The sequence below is a fragment of the Dolichospermum heterosporum TAC447 genome (assembly GCF_024584745.1).
In the GTDB taxonomy this organism is placed as follows: Bacteria; Cyanobacteriota; Cyanobacteriia; order Cyanobacteriales; family Nostocaceae; genus Dolichospermum; species Dolichospermum heterosporum.
In genome coordinates, this window is sequence record NZ_CP099464.1 from 3,767,501 (window position 1) to 3,779,034 (window position 11,534).

At 39.0% G+C, this 11,534-nt stretch carries 11 protein-coding genes, 1 tRNA gene and 1 pseudogene (1 of these 13 cut by a window edge); 3 read left to right on the forward strand and 10 right to left on the reverse strand.

Going from position 1 to position 11,534, the window contains the following annotated elements:
* A protein-coding gene (gene nagZ / locus NG743_RS16795) for a beta-N-acetylhexosaminidase (protein ID WP_027402608.1) crosses the window boundary here: on the reverse strand, nt 1-533 show its beginning. It extends 553 nt beyond the left edge of the window; the window shows 533 of its 1,086 coding nt (coding positions 1-533); it begins with the start codon at nt 531-533; its stop codon lies off the left edge, out of view.
* 361 nt (nt 534-894) lie between these two features.
* Complete coding sequence (locus NG743_RS16800) at nt 895-2,112, reverse strand: septal ring lytic transglycosylase RlpA family protein (protein ID WP_051424337.1); 1,218 nt, start codon at nt 2,110-2,112, stop codon at nt 895-897.
* A 583-nt stretch (nt 2,113-2,695) separates the two neighbouring features.
* On the opposite strand from NG743_RS16800, the gene pds reads away from it, so the two are divergent.
* The 3 genes from pds to NG743_RS16815 all read left to right on the forward strand — a co-directional run bounded on the left by pds (nt 2,696) and on the right by NG743_RS16815 (nt 5,413).
* Nucleotides 2,696-4,135, forward strand: a complete 1,440-nt coding sequence (pds, locus tag NG743_RS16805) for a 15-cis-phytoene desaturase (RefSeq protein ID WP_027402606.1) — start codon at nt 2,696-2,698, stop codon at nt 4,133-4,135.
* Nucleotides 4,119-5,051, forward strand: coding sequence for a 15-cis-phytoene synthase CrtB (crtB, locus tag NG743_RS16810; RefSeq protein WP_027402605.1), 933 nt, complete (start codon nt 4,119-4,121; stop codon nt 5,049-5,051). The genes pds and crtB overlap by 17 nt, the downstream gene beginning before the upstream one ends.
* A 274-nt stretch (nt 5,052-5,325) precedes the next feature.
* A tRNA-Ser gene (locus tag NG743_RS16815) sits at nt 5,326-5,413 on the forward strand.
* A 46-nt stretch (nt 5,414-5,459) separates the two neighbouring features.
* Here the strand turns inward: NG743_RS16815 and NG743_RS16820 are convergent.
* The 8 genes and pseudogenes from NG743_RS16820 to NG743_RS16855 form a co-directional block, all read right to left on the reverse strand.
* Complete coding sequence (locus NG743_RS16820; RefSeq protein WP_257120478.1) at nt 5,460-6,428, reverse strand: hypothetical protein; 969 nt, start codon at nt 6,426-6,428, stop codon at nt 5,460-5,462.
* 130 nt (nt 6,429-6,558) lie between these two features.
* Nucleotides 6,559-6,786: pseudogene (locus tag NG743_RS16825) on the reverse strand (RNA-guided endonuclease IscB); the annotation flags it as partial.
* Nucleotides 6,738-6,932, reverse strand: coding sequence for an RRXRR domain-containing protein (locus NG743_RS16830; protein ID WP_027402603.1), 195 nt, complete (start codon nt 6,930-6,932; stop codon nt 6,738-6,740). The gene NG743_RS16830 and the pseudogene NG743_RS16825, both read right to left, overlap by 49 nt.
* Before the next feature lie 281 nt (nt 6,933-7,213).
* Nucleotides 7,214-7,459: a hypothetical protein gene (locus NG743_RS16835; protein WP_035082434.1), complete on the reverse strand. Its 246-nt coding sequence runs from the start codon at nt 7,457-7,459 to the stop codon at nt 7,214-7,216.
* 626 nt (nt 7,460-8,085) lie between these two features.
* Nucleotides 8,086-8,553, reverse strand: coding sequence for an Hsp20/alpha crystallin family protein (locus NG743_RS16840; RefSeq protein WP_027402602.1), 468 nt, complete (start codon nt 8,551-8,553; stop codon nt 8,086-8,088).
* Between the two features lie 299 nt (nt 8,554-8,852).
* Nucleotides 8,853-9,611 carry a thioesterase II family protein gene (locus tag NG743_RS16845; protein WP_257120480.1) on the reverse strand — a complete coding sequence of 253 codons (759 nt, stop codon included), beginning with the start codon at nt 9,609-9,611 and terminating at the stop codon, nt 8,853-8,855.
* 32 nt (nt 9,612-9,643) lie between these two features.
* Nucleotides 9,644-11,152, reverse strand: coding sequence for a DNA cytosine methyltransferase (locus NG743_RS16850; RefSeq protein ID WP_257120481.1), 1,509 nt, complete (start codon nt 11,150-11,152; stop codon nt 9,644-9,646).
* Nucleotides 11,153-11,196: 44 nt separating this feature from the next.
* The gene (locus NG743_RS16855) at nt 11,197-11,349 is read right to left on the reverse strand and encodes a hypothetical protein (RefSeq protein WP_257120482.1); all 153 of its coding nucleotides are present in this window, start codon (nt 11,347-11,349) and stop codon (nt 11,197-11,199) included.
* Nucleotides 11,350-11,534: the final 185 nt, after the last annotated feature.

Sequence of the window (11,534 nt, forward strand, 5' to 3'; positions counted from 1 at the left end):
CCAGGAAAGTGTTTAGCAGCACCTAAAATCCCTTCTTCCCGTAATCCTCGGTAATATTCTCCCACGGCTTCACTAGTGGTTTCTGGTGTAATTCCGAACGCACGAGCGCCAATAATCGGGTTTTGGGGATTAGAGAAAATATCGGCAACTGGGGACCAGGAAAGATTAATTCCCAGAGATTTTAATTCTAGTGCTGTGGCTTTGGCAACTTCATAAGCATGGGACTGTAATAAATAAGCTTGAGGAAAGCGGGTAATTGGTAAAGGTGTCCGCACAACCCGCCCACCTTCATGATCTAAAGTAGTAAATATGGAGTCACGCTCAGTATATTGGCGAACTTCATCAATGAGGTTTTTAAACTGTTCTAACCAAACTGGATATTTTACACCGTCAAGAAAGTTTTTGGCAAAAAAGATGACACCAATGGGTTTTAATTCATTTAACGCCCGTTTATCATCATCATTTAAACTTGTCCCGGAAATACCCAGAATTAGATGATTACCAAAGCTTTGTGATAGTTGGGATATTGACATAATTAGTTTGATATCAATAAAGGATAAAGCCTTTTCTACTTTATCCTTCCAGCAGGGTTATTTCATTCTAGATTTAAGCAACAAATTTAGGTATTTTCAGCCGTCGTGAGATAAGCTGTTGTGCATTTAGTTTGTATAATTCTAGCGGGCAAGATGCCCGCACTACAAAGTTCAAGCATTCTCGTGAATACATAAAATGTCAGATTTTAGAATGAAACAGCCCTGATCCTGCCACTAAGGGACTTCCAATTAAAAAAATACCCAAAAATTTCTTGTGGTGCGGGACGAATTGCCTGCTAATCATCAAGGACGGGCAGGATGCCCATCCCACAAAATTGGGTAATTTATTTTTTGGTGTTCCCTAAAAATTGGAAACTAATAACTCACTTTTAGCATTAGCCATATTTTCAGTTTTTGGTTGAGATGGTTTCAAGGTCATTGTTGGGAAATTTTGTTGTAAAATCACAGCCTGATAAGCTACGACTCCAGTATGTTCACTACCGATACAACGAGCCGCTGTTCGAGATAAATCCAGGCTTCTGGGTAAAATATACGGACCACGATCATTAACGCGGACAATCACGGATTTATTGTTTTCTAAATTGGTGACTTTTAAGAAGGTATTAAAAGGTAGAGTCCGATGGGCAACAGTAAAATCATCTTGATCATATATCTCACCATTTGCGGTTAAGCGACCGTGAAAATAGCCACCATACCAAGAAGCTATACCAGAAAGTTTTGTGGTTGAGGACTGTAATCCATACATTTCCATTTGTCCTTGTACCAATGTCAGTGGTTTGGTATGGAGTGCTATTCGCAAATTATTAGTCCATTCCATTGCCAAAATATGACCGCTGCGACCAATTTGCTGAGAGAGTTTTTGATCTATTGCAAATAGTAACCGATTACCTACCATCATGGAAGGAGTTTTATCTACTAAGCCTGGTTGTAATTGTGTAGGTTGTACAGCAGGCATTTTTGTTAATTGCTGTAAGCGTCTTTGTAATGCTTTGGCTGTAATTCGATCAGGTAGTCTGGCAACAAAACTGTTATTAACCCATACTTCATAACTGGATGGATTCCGCTTAAAAATCAATACTGGTGAGTAATCATAACTTCCATTTGGATCGACTGGATTGCGGATGACATTAAAGAAACTTTGGAGCGATCGCACAACAGTAGAAGATGATAAATCTACCTTGGGAATACTAACTTGTGTAACTATTGGTAAAAAGTTAGTAGCATTTTTCAAGTGAGGTTGTGCAGCTATATTTTCTGGCACAGAGGAACAAAATCGCGTTTCTTTTGGCTTCAAGCTTATTGAAGCTACAGCGATAGACTTATTTCTGTAGGATGATAATTGCCTATTTATCCAGTCAAATGTGAAAGCAGTTTTTGATATTAAGGTTTTTTGCCAAACATTTTTATGTTGTTGAGCGATCGTCAGAAATTGGGATTGCGGCTTAATTAAGTTGGCTGGAAGTTGGATTGGAGAAAATGCAGCTATTAAACCCAGTGGTAAATTTGCTGTCAACGCCAAAGCACCACCTGTAAAGGATGTCACCCATAGTATTCCCATTGATATCATAGTTTATTTATTCTCCAGATAGATGCACAATTCCTAGAGAAATAATCTCCAGGTTGAATAGAAAAAAGTTCTATTAAACAAAGAACAAATTTTTTTGGAATTACATAATTTCTATGCGTTTTCAGATTTGATCATGATTAAACTGTCTGGGATCATCATATACCGTAATGGAGATCTAAATAAATAAAAGTTTTAAATCTAGTTTTGAAGTATTACTAATATTCGATTATTTTTGCTTATGAATACAATTTTTATTTGCTATTTACTTTACTATTAGACATACATTTTTCACGTATAAACACTGAGCAAGAAAGCCATTTTTTGTATTGATGATAGGCAGTTAAGCAAAAATATACACTGATTTAAAATGAGTCCTAAACTACACTAAATATTTATCACGGAAAAAATTTCGTGTTTATTCCTGGAGCGAAGACTAAGGTAAATTACATAGTTAGGGGGAAATTTGGGGAATTTTTTGGGAAGCAATCAGACCTACCGTGCCAAATGTAAAGGATTGCAACGTATAATGAGAACGACAAAACAGTTAAAAAATATTGAATAATAGTAGGTTTAAATGCGCGTAGCAATCGCGGGAGCGGGTCTAGCAGGACTTTCCTGTGCAAAATATCTTACCGATCTAGGTCACACACCTATCGTTTTGGAACGCCGAGACGTAGTGGGAGGAAAAGTGGCTGCGTGGAAAGATGCTGATGGTGACTGGTACGAAACAGGACTGCACATTTTTTTTGGGGCTTATCCCAATATGTTGCAGTTATTCAAAGAATTGAACATTGAAGATCGATTGCAGTGGAAAGAACACACAATGATCTTCAATCAGCCTGAAGCTCCGGGGACTTATAGCCGATTCGATTTTCCAGATTTGCCAGCACCTATCAATGGTATGGTGGCAATTCTGAGAAACAACGATATGCTGACCTGGCCGGAGAAAATCAGTTTTGGGATTGGTTTACTACCTGCCATTCTCCAGGGGCAGAAGTATGTCGAAGAAATGGACAAATATTCTTTCCGGGAGTGGCTGCAAAAACAAAACGTTCCCCCCAGAGTGGAAAAAGAAGTATTCATTGCTATGTCTAAAGCCTTGAACTTCATTGATCCAGACGAAATTTCCGCCACCGTCCTCTTAACGGCATTGAATCGCTTTCTCCAAGAGAAAAACGGCTCAAAAATGGCTTTCCTGGACGGTTCACCCACAGAAAGGTTGTGTCAGCCAATCATTGACCACATCACTGAACGCGGTGGCGAGGTGCGCCTGAATGCACCATTGAAAGAGATTTTACTCAATGAGGATGGAACTGTAAAAGGATTCCTGCTGCGGGGCTTAAACGGGGCAGAGGATGAAATATTTACAGCGGATACCTATGTATCTGCCCTGCCAGTTGATCCTTTAAAGCCGATTTTGCCAAGTTCTTGGAAAGCAATGGAGTTTTTCCAAAAATTGGAGGGTTTGGAAGGTGTACCAGTGATTAATGTTCATATCTGGTTTGATCGCAAATTAACAGATATTGATCATCTGCTATTTTCCCGTTCTCCACTCCTCAGCGTTTATGCTGATATGAGTAATACTTGCCGTGAATATGCCAATCCTGACCGTTCCATGTTGGAATTGGTTCTAGCGCCAGCCAAAGAGTGGATATCTAAATCCGATGCAGAAATCGTTGCTGCAACTATTACTGAGTTAGAAAAACTTTTTCCCCAGCACTTTGGGGGAGATAATCCGACTAAAATACTGAAATATCATGTGGTGAAAACACCGCGTTCAGTTTACAAAGCTACTCCAGGTCGCCAACAGTACCGCCCTTCACAGCAAACCCCCATTTCTAACTTCTATCTGACTGGGGATTATACAATGCAACGCTATCTCGCCAGTATGGAAGGGGCTGTACTTTCTGGTAAACTAACAGCGCAGGCGATATTTCAAGCGCTGACGGTAGCAAATTCCTCTAACCTGCAAACGCCAACACGACCGCCCGCCACGAATGCTGCAACTGCCTGATTCCCCCCCGCGCATGAAAACGCTGGTTTCTATAGATGAGTCATATACCCTTTGCCGGGAACTCACGGCTAAGTACGCTAAAACTTTTTATTTAGGTACAATGCTGATGAGTCCGGCCAAGCGTCAATCTGTCTGGGCAATTTATGCCTGGTGTCGCCGTACAGATGAGTTAGTGGATGGTCCGGCATCTGCTATCACCACCCCAGAAACCCTAGAACTATGGGAAAGTCAACTGGAATCCATTTTTGCGGGATGCCCATTGGATAATTATGATGTAGCGTTAGTAGATACCCTCCAACGCTTTCCGCTAGACATTCAACCCTTTCGGGATATGATCGCCGGTCAGCGGATGGACTTGTATCGCAGTCGCTATGCAACTTTTGAGGACTTATACCTCTACTGCTACCGAGTAGCGGGAACTGTGGGTTTGATGTCAACGACGATTATGGGGATAGATAATAGTATCTATACAGCCCCTTGGCATCAAAACCAACAGCCCTATCTTCCTATAGAAGAGGCGATCGCCTTGGGGATTGCTAATCAACTTACCAATATTCTCCGTGATGTTGGTGAAGATGCCCGTCGAGGCAGAATCTATCTTCCCCTAGAAGATTTAGCCAAATTTAATTACACCGAGGAAGAATGTATTCGCGGCGTAGTGGATGACCGCTGGCGTTCACTCATGCGGTTTCAAATTGACCGCGCCCGTAAATTTTACATCCAAGCAGATAAGGGTATTAGTTACCTGGCTGCTGATGCTCGGTGGCCTGTTTGGTCTGCATCTATGCTATATGAGCAGATTTTAGAGGTGATTGAGCGCAATGATTATGATGTGTTCAGTCAGCGAGCTTATGTTCCCCAATGGAAAAAGTTACGCACCTTGCCAGCAGCTTGGATGCGATCGCAAGTTTTATAGATTGGTTATTGGTCAGGCAATTTTGGATTGACGATTTTGGATTTTGGATTGACTCCACCCTAAAGTGTAGAAGCTCGAAAATCTTGGGTTTGGGATTTATGATTTTTCCGTTAGTAGAGGACTAAGTCCTGTACCAACTTTTTTTAATCTAAAATCTAAAATCTAAAATCTAAAATCTAAAATCTAAAATTCCCGGTCATTGGTCATTGAATTTATTTGGAAAATGACTATTGACAGACTCAAAAACTTCTGCTACGATTATTACTCATGAACTGGAGAGGTGGCTGAGTGGTCGAAAGCGGCAGATTGCTAATCTGTTAAGGGATTATATCCCTTCGGGGGTTCGAATCCCCCCCTCTCCATTTTCTAAACAGGTGCGTTAACAAGTTGTAACGCACCTTTTTTGTGTTATTTTTTGGCGATCATATTTATATCCCAAGTATATAGACCAATTTGGTGAGGAACTCTGACAAATCGGCCTGTGCGATGACCCCTAGATAGTTCATTGAGAACCTTATTTTTAACCTCTCTGACTTCCTCTGGGTCTAGATATCCATAAATGCCATTGACTATCTCATTCACATTGAAAATTCGTCCCGCATTTTGTTCTAGAAATAAGGTCAGAGCATCAATTAAAAATTGACCATCAAATTGTGCCAACATCGGTACTACTTTCGTTTGGGGTCTGAGGAAATGTTTGTTGGTTTTGGTGGATTTGATCCCCCTAGATATTCCCCTACCTTGAATTGGACCTAGTGAATTTAGATCTAAGCTATAACAGCCCGGTTCATTGGGAATCGCTGACCAATAACCACTTTCCCTCCCTTGGGTCAGAGATGATTGGACTCTACCTTTAACGACTTTGAAAATAGTAGACTCTAAATCACCATAGAGCGATCGCACGATAAAATCTATGTGACAGACAGTTCCCACATATTCTCCCAATAGCTTTTTGAGTGCTTCCATGCGAGTCATATTTCCATAGTGAGAGAGCATGGGAACATCTTCCCCCTTACCAACATAGTGACGACGCTGATAGGAAAGATTGTTTGAGTCTTTAACTTCAGAGAGGGAATGGTTGACTTTGAAAGGGTCTGATTTAGGAATTTCTGACTCTAGGGGCTGCAAATGTTCCAGATTGGAACTGTGATTAGAAGACAACAACAATAGTGAATCTTCTTCGTCAGCCTCAACTTGTTCGTTGTCATCAGTATAAGACCATGTAGATAACAAGGATTCTACATTATCTAATTGCGATCGCGCCTCTATGAATAGACGTTGGTACTTTTGGGCGAGACTCCCATAGTAATCTCGTAATTCCAACAATGGCGCAATAAATACTTCGGGTGGTGCTTGTAATTGTCCTTGAGAATTCATCTAAACCTCCAGGAGACCCCCACCAAAACTGTACTCAGTTTGGTGATGGGAGGAATGGAGGGTTAATTGTGAAAAGTCCCTTGAGTAATTTTGTGCGCCAGCACAAATAATGAAAGGGACAGTTGAGCAATTAATAAATCTTTGATTTTCCATATTCGTAACCGTCCTTTTTGTGAATTGATTTACAGTATTTGTAAGAGATACCTTGAATCAGTCCAGATATTGTTGAGATATTGAAACTACCGCTAGTCCTCACCGCTACTCGTCCGATATATGCCCCAATCTTTTTACCTTTTGTGACAACAGCTTTCACAATGTCTCCGGTTTGAAAACCATTAACAAATTTGAACCTGGGGAGTCAGGACAGGATTTTTTGAGAATAATTGTGAACGGAAACTGTCTAAATATTGCTGCTTTTTTGTTTCTTAATAGTTGTCTAGCCTGTGCTGGATTAATTGGGTCTAGTGGTCTTTTTTCAGTGTCTAAAACAAATACTTTGGACATAATATTTTGCTCCAAAGAGCCTCCTTGCGGGTAATGTTAGCTAGATGCCTCCGGCACGCGCGAACGACAATGTTAGAGGTCGGTAACTATCTTAAAAGCACTGGTTTAACCCTTAAGCCTGTTTAACTTTGAAGTTCTAGAGCAGGGAACTAGCTACGCATCCCCTGGTAGGTCTTTAACTCTTACCTCTAACGTAGTTCCGTTAAGAACTGAGTCCAACTAGGCTTTTACAAGCCCTCACTTACCCGAATGGAAGTGATGGGTGGTTGACAGCAATTCACTCAACCTAAATCTATATTGCTGGTGTAAGTCATGGCTCTAGGTTTGCTTGGTGTAGATACCTGGAGTGATTTTTTAGGAGGTTGGGGAGGACGACAACTTTCACAATATAAAGGGCGAGTTCCGAAAGTTTCCCGCTTTGTAGCCTGATTACATTCTTTACAAACAAAGTGGAAAACTCGTGTATGAATCAGTCTTTTGTGCGCTCGGACAGTATATTCTCTAACATCAATTACTTTGGTTGCCATAATTAATAATTGCCAATCTCAATCCTCTTTATATAGCTATTCAAGCAAATGAAACTGTATCAGTGTGTGTTTTTGTAGAAGTTTTCTCAAAAATTGAAACCTCCTATCTAGGTCAAAGATACAAACTGCTATTTCCGATATATTAACAGCGACTGAGATATATTTGCTCATATCTTACATAAAAGTAAGAAAAGGATATAGGCTAGATTTTTGTCCCCATAACTCATAAATATAAAAATGCTCTTTAGCATCTATCTTGAGAATTAACTATGTAATTAGAAACATATTTTTAGAATATAAACCATTAATCATGAATTATTATCCCTCCCACTTGCCACAAAAAAATGAAGGATGAATTGATTGCAAATGACAGAGCGGGGAACTAGTGAAGCAGCGCGGTCTTGGGAGTTTCCCCCATGAGCGACTGCTGAACCCCAAAGGGGCTACGCCTTCCGAGGTGTCGTGACTCAAATAACGGCTACCCCAAGAGACTTGCTCTGAACGAAGTCGAAGGGCAAGTCTCTTAGGGTGGTCTGGTCAGTACGGCTTGCTTGATTACTCTTGCAAGCCCAGTCCCTTTAGGGCTGGGTTACTGACCCTTACTACTTCATTTCAACCAAAAACCATTAGCCGAGACTAACCTTCACAGCCCTGTGTTTTTCTGATTCGGCTTTAGGAATGGTCAAATGGAGAATTCCATTCTTATATTCTGCTACGACCTTCTCATTATCCACGACCGCAGGCAAGGCGATTATCCGTTGGAACTTGCCATAACGAAACTCTGAGCGAGTCATGCCTTCCGCTTCTGTTGTTGTTTCCGATTTGCGCTCGCCGCTAATAGAAACCGACTCAGGAGTGACCTCAACATTAAGATCCTTCGCATCCAAGCCTGGTATTTCGACTTTCAACTTCAAATCACTATCGGTTTCCGCAATTTCGGCAGGAGGAATAAAAGTCAATCCTATTTTTTCCCCTCCGTCGGGTGGTAATAATTGCTCAAACAAACGATCCATTTGCTGACGGATAATACCCATTTCAGGGAATGGTTCCCAGCGTTCTATTTCCCGTAAAGGATTCCAACGTACAAGTGTCATATCTATCTCCTCAAAAATTCACTATTGGACTTTCTGATTTGGTGAGACTGAATCTTAAGCTTCTGACTTGGTAAACAATAATACTACTGGTAAAACTTCTAACCTTTAACTTCTTGAAGCTTAATCTTTAGCTTCCCAATTAAATAGTAGCACCAGAAAATCAATTGATTACAGTTCGGTTTTATAGATATGATCGTCGTGATAACCGTACTATATAAATCCTCAATTATTTTGAATAGTATAGATTCGGTAATGATTCCCCCATCACTAGGTATATTTTTCATGTTTTAGAAGATAAATTAGAAATAGGATTGGAGGGATTGAATTAGATGGTTAAGTAAAGTAGTCTTAGCAGTGTTGATAAAAAAATGATCACCATCTATCATTTGTAATAAAAAAGGGGCGACAGTTTGTTTTTCCCATGCAGCAATGGCAGTATAACTAACTCTTGGGTCTTGTAAACCACCGAAAGCAGTAATAGGACAATCTAAAGGAGGTTGGGGAGTATAAATATAGGATTCCAAAACTGTAAAATCAGCGCGGATAATCGGTAAAAATATCTGCATCAAGTCGGCATTGTTTAGCACTTCTTGGGGAGTTCCATTCAATTGGGATATTTTGGCTAAAAAATCGGTATCTGGTAATTGAGAAATTGGCGGTTTTTCAGCAGATAATTGTGGGGCTTGATGAGCAGCAACAAAAAAATGTGAAGGGTGAAAATTATATTTAGAGCGCAGTAGCCTAATTAACTCAAAACTAATTAATGCACCCATACTGTAACCGATGAAAGCATAGGGTTTATCTAGATAGGGAATGATATTGGTAGCTATTGCTGGAACTAGAGGTTGAATTTTTGTGTATGGAGGTGATTTGATTTGTTTGCCTCTTCCGGGAATTTCTATGGGGCATAATTCAATAGTTGCTGGTAAATCATCAGCCCATGTCCGAAAAATCGTAGCACTACCACCGGCATAAGCAAAGCAAAATAGGCGTACTTTGGCATGGGGATTGGGTTGAGGGCAAGTTATCCAATTTGTGAAGGTAGTTTCAGTGAACATAATGGGGTTTTTATGGGGTTGCTTAACTTATCTTAATTTTCAAAGACACCAGTTTCAACAATAGCTTTGCACAATTTATCAATTACGGGAACTGAAACACTATTTCCAATTAGTTTCATCCATCTTGGTCTTAACTCTGGTAATTTAAAATCTTGAGGAAATCCCTGTATTAAACAAGCCTCGCGTTTAGTAATTTTTCTAAACTCTCTTGATTCATAAACTTCTTTGATGAATTTGTTTTTGAAATCATGATGATTTGTTGCTTCGATTGTCTTTAAAGTTATAAAGTCATTTGTGTCGCTGGCAACTAGAGTTGGGAAAATATCAGAACTTGGTAAAAAGATCCGACTTACACCAAATAATCCTGTGCTTATTTTAGTGTTTTTAAAATCATAGCGAATTTCAGCACACTCAATAATATTTTTTTCTTGAAGAGACTCAATTGTTTTTTTAATTGACATCTTTTCTAATTTAAACACTCTTTGAATTTTCAAACTATCAACAATTATTTCTGCATTATTGGTGAATGAAAGCAAAGTCTGTTCATTCTTTGTCAAAGCTTTAATATTATACTTTTTGATAATAAAACGATATTGTTCAGATTTTAAGATTTCTAATTGCACCAGTTCATCAATTTCTTCTTGTTTAATTGATGAATCTAGATTTTGAAAATGTTCTAATGATAATGGATTTCCATCTAATTCTCCATAGTTGCTTTTTCGTCTGTTTCTAAGTAATAATAAACAAATATCTTTCTGGCGTTGAGTGGTTTCAATAATGTCCCAGGAATGTATTGTTGTATGACCATTTCTCAAGTCGTTAAATAAAAAGTAATCATTGAATCCGTTGGTATTGGAAAGACTCATACTTTTAGATTCAATAATATTACCAAATATGTCTCTCTGAATAATCTGATTATCTAGTTTTCCTTGGGATGTTACACCTAATATATCGCCAAGTTTTAGTTTTTTATCTGTTGGTTTTGGTAAGTTGAATTTTTGGAAATAGTCTTTTTCCTGAAATCCAATTATATATATGCGAATCCTATTTTGTGGTACACCATAATCAAAGGAGTTAATAACAAAATAGTTGGCATGATATCCTGCTTGTTCAATTCTTTCTAAAACATAAGATAAAGCTTTTTTATTACGAGGGTCTACTAATCCTTTGACATTCTCAAAAATAAATGCTTTTGGTTGGGATTGTTGAAGTAAATAAATTGTATCGTTCCATAACTGACCTCTATCGTCATCAAAACCTAGATTTTTACCTGCAATTGACCAACTTTGACAAGGAACTCCAGCAGTTAACAAATCGTGAGGTGGTAATTCTTTGATTTTGGTAATATCTCCTAAGTTAGAACTAGGATCAATTTGAAAGTTATCACAATATGTATTGATTGCATCTTGATTTATTTCACTAAAACCTACGCAATCACCAGCATTATTACTTAATGCCATTTTAAATCCACCAATTCCAGCAAAAAGGTCAATAAAAGTAAATCGTATATTGTCCATTTTATGTCTTTTATTATAAATCAATTATTTTAAAAATCCTTCTTCAAAATCTTGAGGAGGTTCAATTCCTAAAAATTCTCGTCTTTGTAATTTTTACCTAATACTTGAATTTCTTTAGTTAAGTAGGTGAACACAATAATTTCCAGTATCGTCGCCATAGGTAACAGAAAAGCACAGCCTAACTCAATAGACATCTGGTGAAAATTAAATATGCGTGGCATGAAACCCCTGTAGAGACGTTCCATGGAACGTCTCTACAATCTTTACCGGAGAGATCCGAAGAGCCTCCCATTTCTGGGGTAATGTTAGCTAGATGCCTCCGGCACGCTGGCGCGAACGACAATGTTAGAGGTCGGTAACTATCTTAAAAGCACTGGTTTAACCCTTAGAGGGTGTTTGAGAAGTT